Here is a 20,558-nt window from a genome sequence, read left to right on the forward strand (position 1 = left end):
GCCAAAAGATGTTCCCACGCTTCGCGTGGGAACGGTCATCAGGCGCCATTACCCCGGCACTCAGCCAGCGTTTTCAACTGACCCGAATCCGTCTGATTTTCCTCGCTCAGCCACTTCTCAAATCCCGCCCCAATCGCCGGCCACTCCGAGTCCAGGATCGAATACCACGCGGTGTCGCGGTTCTGGCCCTTGACCACCATGTGCTGGCGGAACACGCCTTCAAAGCTGAAGCCCAGGCGTTCGGCGGCGTATTTGGAGCGGGCATTGCCGTTGTTGCACTTCCATTCCAGGCGACGGTAGCCCAGAGCGAACGATTCCTTGGCCAGCAGGTACACCGCTTCGGTGCTTTTCGGTGAGCGCTGCATCGGGGCGCCAAAGGTGACGTGGCCGATTTCGATGCGCCCGTGGGCCGGGACGATCGACATCAGGCTGAGAAGGCCTTGCACTTCACCGCTGGTACGGTCGATGACGCTGAAGAAATACGGGTCGCTGTTGGCCGCGTGGTTGTTCAGCCAGTCGTTGAACGCGCTGCGTTCCGGGAACGGGCCGTAAGGCAAGTAATCCCACAGCTTCGGGTCGGCGCCCGGGCCTTGCAGGGCTTTGAACAAGCCGTCGGCGTGGCGTGCCGGGTCGAGTTTTTCCAGGCGAATGAAGCGTCCTTCGATCAGTTGAACCGAGGGAGCTGGAGCGCCTTTCCAGTCAGCGAGTGAAGTCGACATGTTGCTCTCCTTGAGCCTTAAAGGGCTTTGCGAAACTGGATGAAACCAGGACGTTCGGCAATGCGCTCGTAGAGCTGGATCGCGGTGCCGTTGGTTTCGTGGGTCAGCCAATGAACCTTGCAGCAACCGTCCGCCTTGGCAGTGGCGTAGACGAATTCGATCAGCTTGCGGCCGACGCCGGTGCCACGGGTTTCGGGCGTCACCAGCAAGTCTTGCAGGTAGCAGGAGTTTTCGATGCTCCAGTTCGAGCGGTGATAGATGAAATGCACCATGCCCACCGCTTTGCCATCGGCCCAGGCGAGGGCGGCGTGAGTCGGCTCGCTCGGGTCGAGGAACCGTTGCCAGGTGCTGTGGCTGACAGCCTCCGGCAGCTCGGTGTTGTAGAAACGCAGGTAGGCTTGCCACAACGGCAGCCAGGCTGCGTGGTCATCGGCGGTAACACGGCGAATCTCGATCTGACTCATGATCATTCCTTGGGCATCAGGTGGGCGAGGGCCTGGTCGTGCGGATTGGCGCTGGCGATCAGCCCTTCGCGCACGCCGGTGATGTCTGCGGTACTGCGGTTCTGGCTGAGCTTGCGCTTGCCTTCCAGACGCTGGATCGGCAGGGCGAAGCCGACAATGGCCTTGAGCATGCCGTCGATGTAATGGGCCGGCGCGTCGTCGACTTTCCACGGCTGGGTGCGGTCGCGTTCATGGCGATCGGTCAGGGCGCTGACCACATTGCGCAGGCGATGAGCATCGCTGAACACTTCGGCGTTGCCATAGGCGTGTACCGCCACATAGTTCCAGGTTGGCACAACTTTGCCGTGGTCCGCTTTGCTGGGGTAGTACGACGGGCTGACGTAAGCATCGGCCCCGGCAAAAATCACCAGCGCCTCGGCCCCGGCTTCCAGCTCCTGCCACTGTGGATTGGCTCGGGCCAAGTGGCCGTAAAGGGTGCCATTCGGCCCTTGTTCCGGGCTGAGCAACAGCGGCACATGGCTGGCCTGCAAGCCCTGCTCACCGTGAGTGACGAGGATGGCCAGGCGTGTGTCGAGGATCTGCTGATGCAGGGCGGGAAGGTCTTCGATGGCAAATGCGCTGGGGGTATACATGGATATTTTCCTTGGCGAATGCCTTTATCCTAGGCAGGCTATTGGTCTGTTGTAAGAGCCATTAACAGCCAATTTCGTAGGTCCATTAGCGAGGCTCCATTGCCATGAACAACCCGCCGCTGTCCCTGTCGTTCAACCCGGCGGGTATCGAACTCGATCGCCGTCAGGGCTTGAGTCGTCAGCTTTATCAGGCCTTGCGCCTGCGTGTGCTCGACGGTCGGCTGGTGAGTGGCACACGCTTGCCTGCCAGCCGCGATCTGGCTGCGGCGTTGTCGATTTCACGCAATAGCGTGGTCCGTGCCTACGATCAACTCTACGCCGAAGGTTTCATCGAGGGACGGGTGGGGGACGGCACATACGTGGCGCAATTGCCGCAGACTGCGTTACCGACGAAAAAACTATCCACAAAAGTATCCACAGGGTTACCAACAGGCTTACCCACAGGGTTATCCACAAAATGGCCGGATTTACCTGGGGTTTCATCCAGTAAAGTTATCCACAGTGGTGCTTTGGAGCGGGTCGAGAAGCACCATTTGCCCAGGCCTCCAAGTGGTCCGCCGAGGGCTTTTCGGGTGGGTGTGCCGGCCTTTGATCTGTTCCCGTTTGAGGTCTGGGCCAAGCTGAATGCGGCTTTCTGGCGTAAGCCGGATTTACAGCAACTGTGTTACGGCGCGCCCGAAGGTTACGAGCGCTTGCGCGGATTGATCGCGGCCTATTTGCGCAGTTCGCGCGGCATGCAGTGCAGTGCTGAGCAAATTGTGATCACCAGTGGCGCACAGCAGGGGATTAGCCTTTGTGCACAGCTGCTGGTGGAGCCCGGCGATGGGGTGGCTGTGGAAAACCCCGGCTATCGCGCGGCTGGGCATGCCTTCGCCGTAGCCGGGGCGCGTTTGCATGGGGTCTCGGTGGACAACGAAGGCATCAATTGTGCCGAACTGGCTGAGTTGAGCGACTGTCGATTGACCTACGTCACGCCGTCTCATCAATATCCGACCGGGGTGATCATGAGCCTGGCGCGGCGTCTGGAATTGCTCGCCTGGGCTGAACGCACTGACGGCTGGATCATCGAGGATGACTACGACGGCGAGTATCGCTACAGCGGCGCTCCACTGGCGCCCTTGGCGGCGCTGGATCGACAGGGTCGAGTGCTTTACGTCGGCACCTTCGGCAAAGTCGCGTTTCCGGCATTGCGTCTGGGGTATCTGGTGTTACCGATGGGCCTGGTAGACGCGTTCTCCCAGCGTCGTGCGGTGGATGTGCGCCATTCCGAGGTGAGCACTCAGGCAGTGATGGCCGAGTTCATGGCTGCCGGGCATTTTCAGCGGCATATTCGCCGTATGCGGCGCGCGGCCTTGAGTCGGCGCAACACGCTGTTGGCGGGTTGGCCTGTGGATATCCCGGGTGTTGGCAGCCTGCCAGGTGTCGCGGCGGGGCTGCACTTGACGGTGGCGGTCGACACTCAGGCCCGCGAGCGCGAATTGATCGACGCCGCAGCGAGTGTTGACGTCGAGATCAATGGCCTGAGCAACTATTGGCTGCCGGAGTCATGCACCCTGCCAGACCAGCGCGCCGGGCTGGTGCTGGGTTTCGCGGCGGTGCCCGAGGAGGCGATCAAGGCAGCGCTCGGGCGGTTGAAAAAGGTCTGGTGCCGCTGAGATTTGGAGGGCTGAGTCGTGAGGCAGGTGGGAAAACTGAAAGCCCCAGGCGGTAACTGAATATGCGTGCAAAAAAGACCCGCATCAGCGCGGGTCTCAGGTTCTAGTCGGGCGTGTGACTCACGACCCTGAGGCAGAGGGTGGTGCCTGCGTGAAGAACAATGCTTTGGCCTGTTGCGGGCTGATCTCACTGCGATAGACCGCAATCAGCTCGTGATTGCTGGTTGTCGCATGCCAGTCGAAGCGCCCCTTCAATAATCGTTGATCACGGGTTTTCAGGTGAGCCGCCGTAAACGAGTCGGCAGGGCCCGTGAGCCCGGCGTAATGGAAGTGCGCGTACCACAGCGGTTTACGGGTTTTTCGGTCAAGAATTTCGTATTCCTGAAGGTAATCCTTCCCAGGGCCTTTGAGTCGTTTGCGTTCGCCGTTGCGGACGATGTCGACCGCGTTTTTGCTGCGTAACCACTCGATGCGTGCGGCAGTGGGAGGTTGCAGTTTGATCATTTCCAGCCGGGTCATATGACCTTCTGAGTAAAGTCGCGCGACCGCTTCGGTGAGCTGTTTTTTCAGGGTCTTGGCTGAATCCGATTGAGTGTCCGTGGTGTTGCCGGTACTCAAGGACTCTTCAATGCCGTTGGCTGCACGCTGCAGTTTTCGAGCTTGCTGCTGAAACATATCCTCTATTTCCACCGGAATCCGGTTCGGGCGTTTTGAGTGCGCTCTGGTGCGGTTGATGAAGGTTTCCAGATCATTGAGCAGCGCCTGACCGACCTCTACCTGGGCGCCCAGATCCAGAACCAGGCCGGTTGCCGTTGAAGGCTTTCTGGTCGCTCGCTCAAGCCAGACGCCGGGCGTTTTCTCATGGAAGGTAGCAATGACTTTGCCCGTCATCGGCTCGGTGACGTCGACCAGAACCTCATCGACCGGCGTGTCCTTGCGGACTTCACCGACGACTATGCCCTTGTAACGGGTCTTGATGATTTTTTTGCGCGGTGGTGCAGCGACTCGTGAGGGACCAGGCTTGGGCTCCAGGGCCTCTCGCTCGCGCAGCAACTGCACCAGGTAGTTGACCGTCGCCTGATGGAACTCATTGGTTCGCTTACGCAGACGGTCAAACTGCTGCTGGATCAGTTGCTCGGGGTAGTCGATTGCGAAGTCTTCAAGGCGCTGGTCGATGGCTGTGAACTGACTCACCAGGGTATTGAGGGTCTCGATGCGTTCACCAAGGTTGAGTTCGTTATCCTCAAGGGACACCTCCATGGATGCCTGAATGGTCAGGTCGGCATGCTCACCGATACTGTCCATGGCAATCCTGGCCTCGGCCATGAGGGGGATATTGCCGTCTTTCAAGCACAGCTCCTTGGCCAGAGTGACCTGGAATGCTTTCAGATCCTGCACGTCAAAGGTGGGTAATTTCTGTTTGTACTCGTGGGCCAGCTCGGCGGCGTTCTTTCCGAGCGTGCTCAGTTCCTGGAAGCGCGATTGAGCGAAATCGATCTTGTTGATGAGCTCTTCGGTCAGATCCGTCATTTTCAGCAGCGTATCGCGGTCCAGCTCGTTTCCTTCTGTCTCCGCTTGTTCAAGAAGCTCGAAAGTACGACGTAGCGTCTGGGTGTAGGTGGCATGCTGTTGATCGATCCCGGTTTGATTGAAGAACAACTGAGTACCCAGCAGTTCGACCATGGCGGTACGGTAATTGGGGACCGTGTCGAGCCTGTTCAGCGTTTTCAACCGGTCGAGCGTGGCGTCATAGTCCTTCAGGCGTGCGTCCAGTTTGTCGAGAAACAGCTGGCGTCGGGTTTCGACGGATGTACTGGGTGCATTGTTCAGGGCCGCATGGGCGCTCGTAAGCTCGGCGCGTTTGCTGTCCATCTCGAGGTCGAATGCAGCCAGTTGTGTGCGAAGTTCGGCGATGCGCGCTTTGTTCTCGCGCTGCATCTGTTCCCTGCGACTTTTCAAGCCGCCGCCACGCAGTCGCAGCCGGGTATCGACGAACCATTCACCTGTCTGGTTGTTGACCAACAGCGGGCCGGTGCGCAAGGTTTGTTGTCGGGAGTCAATGATCAGCACATCGTCGTTATCGTTCACGGTGACCTCGAACCAGCGCTCGCCGACGTTGGCGTACCATTTTTGCCCAAGGGCCGAGAGGTGTTGGTGCGGACCTTGCTCGATCACGGGTTGGCCAAGGCCTTCGGGTTTTGGAATCTTGAAGCTATCGAGCAGGTGTCCCAGGCTCAAGCGAGAACGGATCAGGGCTGTGTCTGAGTGGAGCGATGTTTCGTGTAAGGCTGGCAGGGTGTCAGTGGCGACATCGGGTTTGCGGGTCACGCTGACTTTTTCAGGAAGAGCTGTCTCTCGTGGCCTGCTGCCATGGGGTGTTGTGGTTTTCTGTGCAGATTCGCGTGGCGTGGTTGCGTGACTGACGAGCACCATCGCGAGGGTCAGGAAAACGTCGGTCAAGGCGGCCCACTCGTGCTGGCTATCGGCATTTTCCCTGGCGTCGGCTGCCTGTTGCAGGTCATCCATGATCTGCCAGATCCAGGCGGCTGTGCCCACCGTGCGTCCGAGGAAAGGCAAGGCGGCATTGAAGATCATCCAGGCACTTTGCTTGAGCGTGGCCCAACGATTTTCAGCGTTTGATACCGATTGCCGGTCCGCCAGAGTGATCAGCGCACTGGCATTGGCGTTGAAGAGCGTTGGCATCAGCTCGTCTTCGATCACCCTTTCACCAAAGGAAATCGGGCCTGTCATCGTCAGCGGCGTCAGTGGATCGACCAGCAATTGCGACAGGCTCCAGACCGAGGGCAGCTCACCAGGGAAAACGTAGCGGGCGTAGTTGGTGCGGGCGCTGTCAGGTAACCAGGCGAGCACCGACAGGCGTAATTCTTTTGAATGTTTGATCGCGTACAGCAGATTCTCGGTAGAGGGGTACTGGATTAGTGCAGGAGCGAGCAATGGCCGGTAGAGCAAGACCGGTCCGGTGCCCTGAGCCCTTGGGCCGATCACGAACATGTTATCGACCTCATCGGGCGTTGCGTCAGGTTCGAGACTCGGGAAGAAGGCCAGCGGGCGCATGACGATCTCATGCCCGTCCACTTGGCGGTTTTCGCTGGAAGACGCCATGACAGCGGCCACGTATCGATAGCCTCGCTCATCGATGCCGGCCTCGCCGCGGATTTTGTTTTGCAGTGCCAGCAGTGGCAGTTGCAGACGCAAATGACGGGTGTAGAGGTTTTGTCTGCGCTGTGAGTCCAGGGTGGCGTCGATCAATGTGCGCTTGATGAGTGCGGGGTAGGTCTGGCCGATGTTTACCTGACTCACCAGTCCTTCGAGGTAGGTGGGTGTCATCCATACCGGGACCGCATCAGCGTTTTTGCAATGCACGACCTTGTTGCCAAGAGGGATCGCAATCAGGTTTTCCAGTGCGAGTTCGGTGAGAGGAATTCTGGTGATATCGGTCTTGCCGGGAAGCACGAAGGTGCCCCAGACGACGGGGCTGGTGACGATGATTTCGATGTCTTCGAGTTTCAGCTTTGCCGCGTCGGGATGTTCTATGAGCATCTGACGCCAAACGGCCTGGAGGGCGAAGTCCTGGATCGACGGGATGCCATCCTGAAAGGATCTGCCGGCGTTTTCAGCTTGCAGTTGTGCCAGGTCCATCAAGTATCGGCTGTAGGAGCTCAGATCCGCTGACGAGGCCTTCGCGAGCCAGGTGGGTAGCAAGTCGTGTATTCGGCTGAAGCGCAAATACTCTTTGGCGCTCAACCCATCGAAGTCATTCGCGACACTGCTGACATGATGCCCGAGGTTGGACCCGGGGAGTGGCGTGGAGGCGTCTATCTCCCCGATTGTGTCGCTTTGAAGGGCAATCATGGTACAGGCCTGGATGTCGAAAAAATTGCCGCTCGGCTCAAACAGGCGCCATTGCAAGGCAGATACTGGCGTTTCGAGGTAGGTGAGCAATGACTCGCCCAACTGCTCCAGGGAGTCGAACGACTGGAAATCGTTGGCAATCGAATACGTGAGGATCAGTGTGCGTTGCCCGACAACGCCAATCAGCACCGCGATATCGAGGAGGCGCAGGTGTTTCGACGTCTCGCCATCCTGAATATCCAGATCGATCAGATAGGTTCTGCTCAGGTACTTGTCGTGGGGTAACCGTTCCGCCAGGTCCGGGTAATTGAAGAGGTTGCGGGCCATTGCGCACTGGTCGTCGTCCCAGCCTTTGACACCGCGAACATCCCAGATATTGCGCAGCGAGCGAGACAGTTCCTGCCAACGGGGCATTGCCGCGCTGCCGGTCTGGTTCCAGAAGTCCAGTTGCTGTTCTTGATACGCCACGAATAGCAACGGCGCGAGCTCATTGATCAGGCGTCCGATCGCATCGATTTTGACCGGGAGCTGGATCGGTGGGTCACCGTTCGGTTGCCGCGAGAGGTAATGTTCGCCATCGATATAGGTCACGGCTGTTTTGCGCAGGCTGTGCCTGACCAGCGTACCTGTGAGTGATTCAACCCGACGGATGCCGGGCACCACTTTCCCCTCGATGATTTGCCATGTCGGCGTCACGACGAAGACGAGAGCAGGATTGATGTCCAGTTGAGGGTACAGCGCTTTGAGTGCCGGCCGCAGTGCGGTTGAGGCAACCTCGCGGATTGAGGGGCCGGAGGACAGTTGCCTTAGCAAATCACTGAAGAGGGGGACCGAGGCGCCGGATACCGGCCTGGTGGTTGAACTGTCGGGCATGGCCATTTCCTTATGATGTTTTGCTGGCGATCGGGTGCACCGCCGATTGGGCAAATCGCAAGGTAGAGGGCGGGGGGGAGGGCCTGGTGGTATTTATTTAGGGCCATCAACAAAAAGACCCGCATCGTTGCGGGTCTTCGGTTTCAGTGGGGCGAGCGTTTCAGGTGCCCGACTTGATCTTGGTCCAGGCCCGGGTCCGCGCCCGTTCCGCATCGCGCGGCAACGGTTGCAGGGTGTAGAGCGTGCTCATGGCCGCTTCGGTCGGGTACAGATTCGGGTTGCTGCGGATCGCCGGGTCGACCATTTCCGTGGCGTCCTTGTTCGGGTTTGGATAACCGACAAAGTCGCTGACCGGCGCAATGACTTTCGGTTGCAACAGGTAGTTCATGAAGGTGTAGGCGTCTTCCGGGTCTTTTGCCCCTTTCGGGATCGCGAGCATGTCGAACCAGATCGGTGCGCCTTCCTTCGGCAGCCGCATGTCGACGATGACTCCGTTCTTGGCATCCTTGGCGCGGTTGGCGGCCTGGGAGAAGCTGCCGGAGTAACCGACGGCGACGCAGATATCACCGTTGGCGATGTCGGCCATGTACTTGGACGAGTGGAAGTAGGTGATGTACGGGCGAATCTTCATCAGCAGCGCTTCAGCCTTGATGTAGTCATCCGGCTTTTTGCTGTTCGGGTCCAGACCCAGGTGCTGCAGGGCCAGCGGCAGGATCTCCGACGGCGAGTCGAGCAAGGCCACGCCGCACTGCTTGAGTTTGCTGATGTTCTCTTCCTTGAAGATCAGGTCCCAGCTGTCCACCGGTGCGTTGGTACCCAGCGCGGCCTTGACCTTGTCCGGGTTGAAGCCGATCAGGATAGTGCCGTACATGTACGGCACGGCGAATTTGTTGCCCGGGTCGTTGGCTTCGATCAGCTTCATCAGCTTGGGGTCGAGGTGGTTCCAGTTCGGTAGTTTGCTGCGGTCCAGTGGCTGGAATACCCCGGCTTCGATCTGCTTGGCGAGAAACACGTTGGACGGCACCACCACGTCGTAACCGGAATTGCCGGTGAGCAGTTTGGCTTCCAGCGCTTCGTTGGTGTCGAAAATGTCGTAGACCAGTTTGACCTTGGTGTTCTCGGCCTTGAAGTCTTCCAGTGCCTTGGGGGTGATGTAGTCGAACCAGTTGTAGACCCGCAAGGTGCGCTCTTCGGCGTGTACGGCGCCGCTGAGGACCGTGGTGCATGCCACTGTGGTGAAGAGTGCTGGGACGATCAAACGCTTGAGTCGGTTCATTGTTCTAATTCCTCATTGGGCGCTTTTGAAACCTTCGAGAACGTTCACGGCATTGATGCCGATTTCTTCCACCGCGTAGCCGCCTTCCATCACGAACAGGGTCGGCTTGCCAAGGGCGCCGATGCGTTCGCCCATCGCCAGGTAATCCGGGCTGTCGAGCTTGAACTGGGAGATCGGATCGTCCTTGAAGGTGTCGACGCCCAGGGACACGACCACGATGTCGGCGCCGTAGCGTTCGATCTCTTTGCAGGCCTGTTCCAGCGCTGCGCTCCAGGTGTCCCAGCCGGAACCTGCGGGCAACGGGTAGTTGAAATTGAATCCTTCACCCGCACCTTCGCCGCGCTCGTCTTCGTAGCCGAGGAAGAATGGAAATTCAGCTTCCGGGTGGCCGTGGATCGAGGTGAACAGCACATCGCTGCGCTGATAGAAAATCGATTGGGTGCCGTTGCCGTGGTGGTAGTCGACGTCGAGGATCGCGACTTTCTGGTGGCCTTGATCGAGGAACGCCTGGGCGGCGATGGCGGCGTTGTTGAGGTAGCAATAACCGCCCATCAAGTCGCTGGCGGCGTGATGTCCCGGTGGACGGCACAGGGCAAACGCACTGCGCGCACCGCGTTGGATCGCAGCCTGGGCGGTCAGCGCGACTTGCGCCGCGCTATAGGCGGCTTGCCAGGTGCCGGCGGTGATCGGTGCGCCGCCGTCGAAGCTGTAATAGCCGAGTTGGCCGTGCAGGCTTTTCGGGATGACCGTGCGCAGGGTGCGTGCGGGCCAGGTATAGGGCAGCAAATCGCCGTCGCGTTCGAACTCGGTCCAGCGCTGCCAGGCGCCTTTGAAGAAGGTCAGGTAGTCGTCGCTGTGGATGCGCTGGATCGGCCCCAGGCCAAAATCCTGCGGCGCTTGCACCGGCCCCAGGCTGCGGGATTGAACGCGCGCCAGAACGTGGTCGGCCCGCGAGGGCATTTCGAAGCAGGGCATCAGTTGCCCGTCCATCAATTCGCAGCGTCCGTGGTGCAGGTGGTGATCGTCCGAGTAGATCGTCAGCATTTTCTTGTTCTCCGCAGGCTGATTCGGTTGAACACAGTCTTGCGGCGTGCAGCGTTTCAGAGAACGGCAGGAAAGGCCAAAAGGGGATAAATATGGCCAAAACCTGTGACCGGAATTCGCCCCTTATTGGCGCGAGTGTGCGCCAGCCAAGGGCATGGAATGCTGAGCTGTCTGCGGGATTCCGAGTGTTCTTGAGGGCGCTATCGCGAGCAGGCTCGCTCCCACAGAGGATTTGCGTTGATCACAGATCCAATGTGGGAGCGAGCCTGCTCGCGATGACGGTGGCCAGAAAACCACAGCACTCAAGGCCTGAACTGGCTCGGCGCCACGCCGCTCCAGCGTACAAACGCGTGGCGGAAACTTGCAGTCTCGCTGAAGCCCAGCGCCTCGGCGATGCGATAGATCGGCAGCTGATCTTCGTACAGCATCTGCTTGGCACGCTCGAAGCGCAGTTCGTCGAGCAATTCCTGATAGCTGCACCCCAGATCCTTCAGGTGTCGGCGCAGAGTCCGCGCCGAGCAGTTCATCTGTTCGGCCAGGCCTTCAAGGCCCGGCGCGGCGTCGAGTTGGGCGGTGAGCAGTTGGCGGATCCGCCCCAGCCACGCCTGGCGTCCAGTGAATTCGGTGTTCTGCTTGCGACAGCGTTCGGCCATGGCCTGATGGGTGATGCTGTCGGCCAGCGGCAAGGGCTGGTCAAGCCAGTGTTTGTCAAAGGCGAAGGCGTTATCGGTGCAGTCGAAGCGCAGGGGGCAATCAAAGTGCGTTGCGTAGCTGGCCTGATAATCCGGTGCCGAATGTTCGAAGCGAGCACCCAACAGCGGCAGGGGATGACCGAGCAGGTCGTCACAGATGACTTTCAGCGAGACCAGGCAGAACTCGGCGTTGAACACCGCCAGTGCCGGATTTTCCCGGTAGTCGGCGGCGGCGAACCAGATTCGCTCGCCATCGTCCTCAAGGCTTAGCTCGAAAAGTGTTCCCAGCAGCGCCGGATAACGCAGCGCCAGACGCAAAGCGTCACCGAAGGTGGCACTGGTGAGCAGGGCATAACCGAGTATGCCGTAGGACGAAACATGCATCCGCCGGCCCAGTTCCAGGCCGATGTCACGCTTGAGCGCGACCGCGTTGGCGCAAACCTGCATTTCCTGGTTGGTGGTGATTCGCGTGTCGGCGCGGCTCAGATCCGCGGCGCTGATGCCGCTGCCGGCCAGCAGCGCCTCACTTGAAAGCCCATCGGCCTTGAAGGCGTTGAGCACCAGGGAAACGGCATTAAGGGTCGTGAGGTGGGAGTGGAGCATGGGCGATTCCGGCCTTTGGGTAGCTGGAAAAGAGCAAGTTATATGCCGAGCCACGAACCTTGTGGGAGCGAGCCTGCTCGCGATGACGGTGTATCAGTCAACATCAGTGTTGAATGGTTGACCGCTATCGCGAGCAGGCTCGCTCCCACAGGTTTTGTGTGGTGTCAGATCAGTTCGCCGCAAAGGTCGAGTTCTACCAGCCGCCGAACCTCAGCGGTATCCAGATCTGCACCCAACAGCGCGTGCAATTTGCCAAGCGCCGCTTCACGGGTCATGCCGCCGCCGGACAACACGCCCACGCCGCGCAAACGACTGCCGGCCTCGTAGACATCCAGCTCAACCCCGCCTTCATGGCACTGGGTGATCGCGACCACCACGATCCCCTGATCCCGCGCACGCGCGAGACTGGCGAGGAACTCAGGGTTATCGCTCGGGCCGGTGCCGCTGCCGAAGCATTCCAGCACCAGACCCTGGATGCCGCTATTCAGCACACCATCGAGCTGCTGCGCGCCGATTCCGGGAAACAGTGGCAGCACACCGACCTTGGCCAGTTGCTTGCTCTGACGGTACTCAAGCGCTGCTGGCAGAACAGGTGCCTTGACGCCTCCGCCCTGGCGTTTCAAACGAGCAAACGGGTGCCGGCCGAAGCTGCGAATCTTCGCGCAACGGGTCGGGTCCAGCAGCTCGCCGTGGAAGTACAACTGCACGCCCGGTGCCAGGCCTTGGCCGAGGGCGACAAGCGCACCGCCGAGGTTTTCCCAGGCATCGCTGTCAGGCACACCGGCCGGCAGCATGGAGCCGGTGAACAGCACCCGTGCGGGCAGGCCGAGCAATTGGAAACTCATGGCGGCGGCGCTGTAGGCCAGGGTGTCGGTGCCGTGCAGGATCAGCACGCTGTCGCAGCCGTCGACGTCGACCGCTTCGATGACCGCGTCGCGCAGGCGCTGCCAGTAGGCCGGGGTCATGTTGGCGCTGTCGATCAGCGGGGTCATTTCTCGGAAGCGCCAGTTCGGCACCACCAGATCAGGCTGGCTATGCAGGTAGTCACGCATCCGGGCTTCGAAGCCGGACGCCGGGGCCAGACCGTTGGCGCTGGCTTGCATGCCAATGGTGCCACCGGTGTAGAGCACCATGACGTGCTGCGCAGCAGGGTAGGAATTGGAAATCATCAGGTGGTCTCCGCAAGAGATGACTGTGGGAGCGAGCCTGCTCGCGATAGCGGGATGTCAGACACCACTATGTCGACTGTCAGGCCGATAACGCGTGCTGGCTCGCTCCCACAGGTAGTTCACTTTAGCTGACGGGCGCAGGGTATGCGCCCGTCGTTTACCGATCAGCGTTGCGCTGCGGTCACGCCTTGCGGCTCGGCTTCGGCTTTCGGAGCGGCGGCTGGCGGGTTGGCTGGCCAGGCTTTGAGGTCCAGGTCCAGGTCCGGGAATTTGCTCGAATCGAACACTGGGGTCTTGATCCCGGCGCGGCGTTGAGCGTCGTAGTCATTCAGGATGCGCATGCCAACGTTGAACAGCAGGAACAAGGCGATCAGGTTCACAAACGCGAGCATGGTCATGGTGATGTCGGCGAAGGCGAACACGGTGCTCAGGTTTTCGATCGCACCCCAGAAGATCAACGCCAGTACCAATGCGCGGTAGCCGATCAGCACCTTGCGGTTTTCACCGACCAGGAAGCGCAGGTTGCTCTCGCCCAGGTAGTAGTTGTAGAGGATCGAGGTGAACACGAACAACGCCAGCGCGACGCTGATGAACATCCGGCCCCAATCACCGACTACGGCGGCCAGGGAGTTCTGGGTCAGGGCAATGCCGTCGCCTTCGAAGCCTGGTGTGTAGAAGCCCGACAGCAAGATCAGCAATGCAGTGCAGGTGCAGATCACGAAGGTGTCGAGGAACACGCTGAACGCCTGAACCACGCCTTGTGCGACCGGGTGCTCGACCGAAGCCACGGCTGCGACGTTAGGCGCACTGCCCAGGCCGGCTTCGTTGGCGAACACGCCGCGCTTCACGCCCATGACGATGGCGCTGCCGATCAGGCCACCGAAGGCCTGGTCCAGACCGAATGCGCTCTTGACGATGGTCATCAGCATGCCCGGCACATGGTCGAATTGCAGCACGATCACGTAGATGGTCACGCCGATGTAGACCAGGGTCTTCACCGGTACCAGCAGGTCGGCCACTTTGGCGATCCGCTTGATCCCGCCGATAAACACCAGGCCCAACAGCACCGCCAGGCCCAGGCCGGTGTAGGTGGTGTTCAGGCCGAAGGCGTTATTGAGCGAGTGGGTCACGGCATGGGATTGCAGGCCGTTGAAGGCGAACCCGAAGGTCACCAGCAACAGGAATGCCATGATCATGCCCAACCAGCGCTTCTGCAGGCCGTGCTGGATGTAGTAGGACGGGCCGCCGCGGTACTGACCTTCGGAGTCGCAGCGCTTATAGAGCTGGCCGAGGGAGCATTCGAAGAAGCTGCTGGACATGCCGACCAGTGCGGTCACCCACATCCAGAACACTGCGCCTGGGCCACCGAGGGTCACGGCGATGCCGACACCCGCGATATTGCCTGCGCCGACGCGGCCGGCGAGGCTGAGCATCAGGGCCTGGAACGAGCTGAGTTGCTCGCTGCTGCTGCGCAGGCTCTCTTTGAAGACCGAGAACATGTGTAGGAAGTGACGCAATTGGACGAAACGCGAGCGGATCGTGAAGTAGCTACCGAGCCCGACAATGAGCACGATCAGTACTTTCCCTGAGAGGAAGTCGTTGATGACTTCGAGCATGGAGTATTCCTCGCTGTTTTTTGTGTAGGCGATTGTTGGCGGTTCGAAACATCGCGTTACACCGGTCTGTGCACGGCACAACGGATGGGGCGATGTTCGTCCCGGATGCAAATCGCGGGTTTGTTATTAGTTCGGGTTCCGCATGGGTTATGGCCTCGTTACCGACGACCGCTCACGCGAAGAGGGGCGGCACTATACCGATCAGTGCGGCGTCCGTCTGCACGGTTGTGGTGCAAGCGACGAAACGAAGCTTTGAAACACCTGACTTTTTCGAGTCAGGCTCATGTAGGAGCGAGCTTGCTCGCGATGCAGACACCGCGGTTTATCAGAGGCTCCGCGTTATCGCTCATCGCGATCAGGCTCGCTTCCACAGAAGTCTTTTTCCTGCAAAAGAGTTAAAAAAAAGGGCCTGGAGAATGAACTCCAGGCCCTCAAAAGGTGAGAGGTGTCTAGTCCCTCGACCTGGTGAGCAGTCACTACAGCGTTAGGCTTTCAGTGGTACCAGACGCGGAGCAATCATGTTTTCCGGGCGCAGGATGTCGGCGAGCATCGCGTCGTCGAGCAGGCCTTCTTCGCGCACCAGTTCCAGCACGCCGCGGCCGCTTTCAAGAGCAACACGGGCGATGCGGGTGGCGTTTTCATAGCCGATGTACGGGTTCAGCGCGGTGACCAGACCGATCGAGTGTTCAACCAGTTCACGGCAGCGGGCTTCGTTGGCGGTGATGCCGACGATGCAGTGCTCGCGCAGCATGTCCATGGCGCGTTGCAGCAGGCGGATCGAGTCGAAGATCTTGAAGGCGATCAACGGCTCCATCACGTTCAGTTGCAGCTGGCCGCCTTCGGCCGCGATGGTCAGTGCCAGGTCGTTACCGATGATCTGGAAGGCCACCTGGTTAACGGCTTCCGGAATAACCGGGTTGACCTTGCCTGGCATGATCGAGCTGCCTGGCTGACGCGCTGGCAGGTTGATTTCGTTGATGCCGGTGCGTGGGCCGCTGGACAGCAGGCGCAAGTCGTTGCAGATCTTCGACAGCTTGACCGCGGTACGCTTGAGCATGCCGGAGAACAGCACGAAGGCGCCCATGTCGGAAGTCGCTTCGATCAGGTCGGCGGCCGGTACCAGCGGTTGACCGCTGATCAGTGCCAGGCGCTGAACAGCCAGGTGCTGGTAGCGCGGGTCGGCGTTGATGCCGGTACCAATCGCGGTGCCGCCCAGGTTCACTTCGGTCAGCAGTTCCGGTGCCAGTGTCTTCAGGCGTGCCAGGTCTTCGCTCAGGGTGGTGGCGAAGGCGCGGAATTCCTGGCCAAGGGTCATCGGCACGGCGTCTTGCAGCTGGGTACGACCCATCTTCAGGACGTGGCTGAATTCTTCACCTTTGGCAGCGAACGACTGGATCAGGCTGTCGAGGCTGGCGAGCAGGGCGTCGTGACCCAACAGCAGGCCCAGACGGATGGCCGTCGGGTAGGCGTCGTTGGTCGACTGCGCCATGTTCACGTCGTTGTTCGGGTGCAGGTATTGGTATTCGCCCTTGCTGTGGCCCATGGCCTCCAGCGCGATGTTGGCGATGACTTCGTTGGCATTCATGTTGGTTGAAGTGCCCGCGCCGCCTTGAATCATGTCCACCACGAATTCTTCGTGGAAATCGCCGCGGATCAGACGGGCACACGCTTCGCTGATGGCCGCGTGCTTGACTTCGCTCAGGTGACCCAGCTCGCGGTTGGCGTCAGCAGCAGCCTGCTTGACCATTGCCAGACCCACAACCAGCTTCGGGTAATGCGAAATCGGAACGCCGGAGAGACGGAAGTTGTTCACCGCTCGCAGGGTCTGGATACCGTAATACGCTTGAGCTGGTACTTCGAGTACGCCAAGCAGGTCTTTTTCTGTGCGGAAAGATGCAGCGGAAGACATGATAGAAATCATCTCGATATGGACCCGGTCTGTGCCGGAACGCTGCGAATGCTAGGCTTGTGGAAAATTTTGGGCCAATGCTGTTAAGCACTGCCCTATGCACATTCGGCATAATGCCCGTGTGACGCCGTGTGTACGGCGAGCGTGTGACCTAAATTGGTGCGTGTCCGGGAGGACGTGATGAATCTGGAAAGCAAATGGCTTGAGGACTTTAGTGCCTTGGCCGCCACCCGCAGCTTTTCGCAGGCCGCCGAACGGCGCTTTGTGACTCAGCCGGCATTCAGCCGGCGGATCCGCAGCCTGGAAGCCGCGCTGGGGCTGACCCTGGTCAATCGCTCGCGCACACCCATCGAGCTGACGGCGGCGGGCCAGTTGTTTCTGGTCACGGCGCGTACGGTGGTCGAACAGCTCGGCGAAGTGCTGCGGCATTTGCATCACCTCGAAGGCGGGCAGGGCGAAGTGATGCAAGTCGCTGCTGCTCACTCCCTGGCCCTGGGTTTCTTTCCGCGCTGGATCGCGCAGTTGCGCAATGAAGGCCTGAACATTGCCACGCGGCTGGTGGCAACCAACGTTGGCGACGCCGTGCACGCGTTGCGCGAAGGCGGCTGCGACCTGATGCTGGCGTTTTACGACCCGGATGCGGCCATGCAAATGGACCCGGAGATTTTTCCGTCACTGCACTTGGGCGACACCGAAATGCTCCCGGTTTGTGCGGCCGATGCGGATGGCAAACCGCTGTTTGACCTTGAAGGCGAGTCCAGCGTGCCACTGCTGGCCTACAGCGCCGGGGCTTTTCTCGGGCGTTCGGTGAACATGCTGCTGCGCCAGCGCGCGCTGCGTTTCACCACCATTTATGAAACCGCCATGGCCGACAGCCTGAAAAGCATGGCGCTGGAAGGGCTGGGCATCGCCTGGGTGCCGCAGCTCAGCGTGCGTGCCGAACTGGCGCGCGGCGAGCTGGTGGTCTGCGGTGGCCCGCAATGGCACGTGCCACTGGAAATTCGTTTGTACCGCTGTGCGCTGGTGCGCAAGGCCAACGTACGGTTATTGTGGCGCAAGCTGGAAGGCAGCGCAGCGCAGGGTACGCCTGGCTCTGGAGCACAATGAAGAACCCTGTGGGAGCGAGCCTGCTCGCGATGACGGACTAACATTCAACATCAATATTGAATGTCCTGACGCTATCGCGAGCAGGCTCGCTCCCACAAGGGATTCGTGTTGTATTGGATTGACCTTCAAGTCAATAAAACCGGTGCTTTGCGCCGTATGACAGATGGTCGCGCGGGGGGCTGTTTATCTGCTTCATTGAGGTATACTGCGCGGCCTTCGGCCGGTTCGTCTGGCCATAATTCGTACAACAAGCCACGCATTTGCGTGGCTTGTTGTTTTTTGACGCGCCTGCGGGCGCCCAGAGAGAAGAGGCACGACGATGAGCGCACTGGTTGGCGTGATCATGGGCTCCAAGTCCGATTGGTCCACCCTTAGCCACACCGCCGATATGCTGGAAAAGCTCGGCATCCCTTACGAGGTGAAAGTGGTCTCTGCCCACCGCACCCCGGACCTGCTGTTCCAGTACGCCGAAGAGGCCGAGGCCCGTGGCATCGAGGTGATTATCGCCGGTGCCGGCGGCGCGGCCCACTTGCCCGGCATGTGTGCGGCCAAGACCCACCTGCCGGTGCTGGGCGTACCGGTGCAGTCGTCGATGCTTTCGGGCGTCGATTCGCTGCTGTCGATCGTGCAGATGCCTGCGGGCATCCCGGTCGCTACCCTGGCCATCGGCAAGGCCGGCGCGATCAACGCAGCCCTGCTTTCGGCAAGTATCCTAGGCGCCAAGCACCCGCAATTCCACGCGGTGCTGAAAACCTTCCGTGCTGAGCAGACAGACAGCGTCCTGGACAATCCAGACCCACGCATCGCCTGAGGTTGTTGACGATGAAGATCGGTGTAATCGGTGGCGGCCAGTTGGGTCGCATGTTAGCCCTGGCAGGTACGCCGCTGGGAATGAACTTCGCTTTTCTGGACCCCGCGCCGGATGCCTGTGCAGCGGCGCTGGGTGAACATCTGCGGGCCGATTACGGTGATCAGGATCACCTGCGTCAGTTGGCCGATGAAGTCGACCTGGTGACCTTCGAGTTCGAAAGCGTCCCTGCCGAAACCGTGGCCTTCCTGTCGCAATTCGTCCCGGTTTACCCGAGTGCCGAAGCGCTGCGAATTGCCCGTGATCGCTGGTTCGAAAAGAGCCTGTTCAAGGACCTGGGCATTCCGACGCCGGCCTTCGCCGATATCCACTCGCAAGCCGACCTGGAGGCTGCGGTAGCCACCATCGGCCTGCCTGCCGTGCTGAAAACCCGCACCCTGGGTTACGACGGCAAGGGCCAGAAAGTCCTGCGTACGCCGGCCGATGTGGTCGGTACCTTCGCCGAGCTGGGCAGCGTGGCCTGCTTGCTGGAAGGCTTCGTGCCGTTCACCGGTGAAGTTTCGTTGATCGCCGTGCGCGCTCGCGATGGTGAAACGAAGTTCTACCCGCTGGTCCACAACACCCACGACAGCGGCATTCTCAAGTTGTCCGTGGCCAGCACCGACCACCCGTTGCAAGCCCTGGCCGAGGATTACTCCAGCCGCGTGCTCAAGCAGCTGGATTACGTCGGCGTGATGGCATTCGAGTTCTTTGAAGTCGACGGTGGCCTCAAGGCCAACGAAATCGCCCCGCGCGTACACAACTCTGGCCACTGGACTACTGAAGGCGCCGAGTGCAGCCAGTTCGAAAACCACCTGCGCGCCGTTGCCGGCCTGCCGCTGGGTTCGACCGCCAAGGTCGGCGAGAGCGCGATGCTCAACTTCATCGGTGTGGTACCGCCGGTGGAGAAGGTCATCGCTATCGCCGATTGCCATCTGCACCACTACGGCAAGGCATTCAAGGTCGGTCGCAAGGTCGGTCACGCCAACCTGCGTTGCGCCGACAAAGCCACGCTGGAGCAGCAGATCCTCAAGGTCGAAGCGCTGATCGCCGAATAGTTTCATCTGGCAACGACGGAACCTTCGGTCGCCGTCGTTCTCTGATGGCAGGATGCCAAAGCCTGACTAGGCTTCGGCATACCTACATCATTCAGAGGGAAACGCCATGCACATAATTGGAACCATCTTCATCGGATTGATCGTTGGCCTGCTGGCTCGTTTCCTGAAGCCAGGTGACGACAGCATGGGCTGGATCATGACCATCCTGCTCGGCATCGGCGGTTCGCTGGCGGCCACGTACGGCGGCCAGGCGCTGGGTATCTATCAGGCTGGCCAAGGCGCGGGTTTCATCGGTGCACTGGTGGGCGCGATTGTTTTGCTGGTGATCTACGGTTTGATCAAGAAGAACACCTGATTCAAGCGACAAAGCCCTCTCTGCCGCACGGGCAGAGAGGGCTAGAATGCTCGACGATTTACTGACTCCCCTTTTGCCGAGCACATTTCATGCGCCGTCTTCTGCTGACTCTCCTATTGCTGGGCACTGGCCTGGCTCATGCCGGTGAACTGCCGGAAACCGACTGGCTCGAACTGATGCCCAAGTCGGATCAGAAAGCCCTTGAGGCCATGCCTGAAATCGACCACAACTCGCCCGAAGCCAATGGCACCTTTACCGACAAGGGTGGCTTGAAGCAGAGCAAGGGGTTGCCGGCGGTGATGTATTCGACCAAAACCGTGGCGTCGATGAACGACAAGAACATCCGCATCGGCGGGTATCCCGTGCCGTTGGAAACCGATGCCAAGGGTCGCAGCACGCTGTTCTTCCTGGTGCCGTACCCGGGCGCCTGCATCCACGTGCCGCCACCGCCGCCTAACCAATTGGTGCTGGTACGCTATCCGAAGGGTTTGAAGCTGGACGATATCTACACACCGCTGTGGGTCACCGGCACGCTGAAGATCGAGAAGGTCAACAATGACCTGGCCGATGCAGCCTATGCACTGGATGCGGCGAAAGTACGGGTGGTCAAAGAGTCGGATCTGTAAACGCACCCTTAAGTCTTGTGCAATCCAATGTGGGAGCGAG

General features: G+C 60.0%; 16 protein-coding genes. 6 read left to right on the plus strand and 10 right to left on the minus strand.

The window, feature by feature from the left end; translation table 11 throughout:
• Positions 1–38: 38 nt before the first annotated feature.
• Genes AC1DHT_RS06605 through AC1DHT_RS06615 form a run of 3 tightly spaced genes read right to left on the minus strand, consistent with a single transcriptional unit; the run spans position 39 to position 1,815 of the window.
• Positions 39–719 carry a GNAT family N-acetyltransferase gene (locus AC1DHT_RS06605; protein WP_427541258.1) on the minus strand — a complete coding sequence of 227 codons (681 nt, stop codon included), beginning with the start codon at positions 717–719 and terminating at the stop codon, positions 39–41.
• A gap of 17 nt (positions 720–736) precedes the next feature.
• Complete coding sequence (locus tag AC1DHT_RS06610; RefSeq protein ID WP_427541255.1) at positions 737–1,183, minus strand: GNAT family N-acetyltransferase; 447 nt, start codon at positions 1,181–1,183, stop codon at positions 737–739.
• Between the two features lie 2 nt (positions 1,184–1,185).
• Positions 1,186–1,815 carry an FMN-binding negative transcriptional regulator gene (locus AC1DHT_RS06615; RefSeq protein ID WP_427541252.1) on the minus strand — a complete coding sequence of 210 codons (630 nt, stop codon included), beginning with the start codon at positions 1,813–1,815 and terminating at the stop codon, positions 1,186–1,188.
• 104 nt (positions 1,816–1,919) lie between these two features.
• Between AC1DHT_RS06615 and pdxR the strand changes: the two genes are divergently transcribed.
• Complete coding sequence (pdxR, locus tag AC1DHT_RS06620) at positions 1,920–3,470, plus strand: MocR-like pyridoxine biosynthesis transcription factor PdxR (RefSeq protein ID WP_427541249.1); 1,551 nt, start codon at positions 1,920–1,922, stop codon at positions 3,468–3,470.
• 120 nt (positions 3,471–3,590) lie between these two features.
• Here pdxR and AC1DHT_RS06625 read toward each other — a convergent pair whose 3' ends face one another.
• From AC1DHT_RS06625 to AC1DHT_RS06655, 7 genes are all read right to left on the minus strand, one after another.
• Complete coding sequence (locus AC1DHT_RS06625) at positions 3,591–8,216, minus strand: dermonecrotic toxin domain-containing protein (protein ID WP_442114749.1); 4,626 nt, start codon at positions 8,214–8,216, stop codon at positions 3,591–3,593.
• 160 nt (positions 8,217–8,376) lie between these two features.
• Positions 8,377–9,492: a polyamine ABC transporter substrate-binding protein gene (locus tag AC1DHT_RS06630; RefSeq protein WP_427541243.1), complete on the minus strand. Its 1,116-nt coding sequence runs from the start codon at positions 9,490–9,492 to the stop codon at positions 8,377–8,379.
• A gap of 12 nt (positions 9,493–9,504) precedes the next feature.
• Positions 9,505–10,536: a histone deacetylase family protein gene (locus AC1DHT_RS06635; protein ID WP_427541240.1), complete on the minus strand. Its 1,032-nt coding sequence runs from the start codon at positions 10,534–10,536 to the stop codon at positions 9,505–9,507.
• Between the two features lie 302 nt (positions 10,537–10,838).
• Positions 10,839–11,831: an AraC family transcriptional regulator gene (locus AC1DHT_RS06640; protein WP_427541237.1), complete on the minus strand. Its 993-nt coding sequence runs from the start codon at positions 11,829–11,831 to the stop codon at positions 10,839–10,841.
• Between the two features lie 164 nt (positions 11,832–11,995).
• On the minus strand, positions 11,996–13,000 hold the full coding sequence (locus AC1DHT_RS06645) for an asparaginase (RefSeq protein ID WP_427541234.1): 1,005 nt from the start codon (positions 12,998–13,000) through the stop codon (positions 11,996–11,998).
• A gap of 164 nt (positions 13,001–13,164) precedes the next feature.
• Positions 13,165–14,616 (minus strand): alanine/glycine:cation symporter family protein, encoded by a 1,452-nt coding sequence (locus tag AC1DHT_RS06650; RefSeq protein ID WP_347928416.1) that lies wholly within the window; start codon positions 14,614–14,616, stop codon positions 13,165–13,167.
• Positions 14,617–15,100: 484 nt separating this feature from the next.
• On the minus strand, positions 15,101–16,525 hold the full coding sequence (locus AC1DHT_RS06655; protein WP_427541231.1) for an aspartate ammonia-lyase: 1,425 nt from the start codon (positions 16,523–16,525) through the stop codon (positions 15,101–15,103).
• 180 nt (positions 16,526–16,705) lie between these two features.
• On the opposite strand from AC1DHT_RS06655, the gene AC1DHT_RS06660 reads away from it, so the two are divergent.
• From AC1DHT_RS06660 to AC1DHT_RS06680, 5 genes are all read left to right on the plus strand, one after another.
• Positions 16,706–17,632 (plus strand): LysR substrate-binding domain-containing protein, encoded by a 927-nt coding sequence (locus AC1DHT_RS06660; RefSeq protein WP_427541228.1) that lies wholly within the window; start codon positions 16,706–16,708, stop codon positions 17,630–17,632.
• 319 nt (positions 17,633–17,951) lie between these two features.
• A complete protein-coding gene (purE, locus tag AC1DHT_RS06665) occupies positions 17,952–18,443 on the plus strand; it encodes a 5-(carboxyamino)imidazole ribonucleotide mutase (protein ID WP_019694319.1) in 492 nt (163 codons plus the stop codon).
• An 11-nt stretch (positions 18,444–18,454) separates the two neighbouring features.
• Positions 18,455–19,537 carry a 5-(carboxyamino)imidazole ribonucleotide synthase gene (locus tag AC1DHT_RS06670; RefSeq protein WP_123584419.1) on the plus strand — a complete coding sequence of 361 codons (1,083 nt, stop codon included), beginning with the start codon at positions 18,455–18,457 and terminating at the stop codon, positions 19,535–19,537.
• Between the two features lie 106 nt (positions 19,538–19,643).
• Complete coding sequence (locus AC1DHT_RS06675; protein ID WP_103314795.1) at positions 19,644–19,892, plus strand: GlsB/YeaQ/YmgE family stress response membrane protein; 249 nt, start codon at positions 19,644–19,646, stop codon at positions 19,890–19,892.
• A gap of 89 nt (positions 19,893–19,981) precedes the next feature.
• Positions 19,982–20,518 carry a DUF3299 domain-containing protein gene (locus AC1DHT_RS06680; protein ID WP_216740919.1) on the plus strand — a complete coding sequence of 179 codons (537 nt, stop codon included), beginning with the start codon at positions 19,982–19,984 and terminating at the stop codon, positions 20,516–20,518.
• Positions 20,519–20,558 lie beyond the last annotated feature (40 nt).

The sequence above is a fragment of the Pseudomonas sp. 05N432 genome (genome assembly GCF_056396945.1).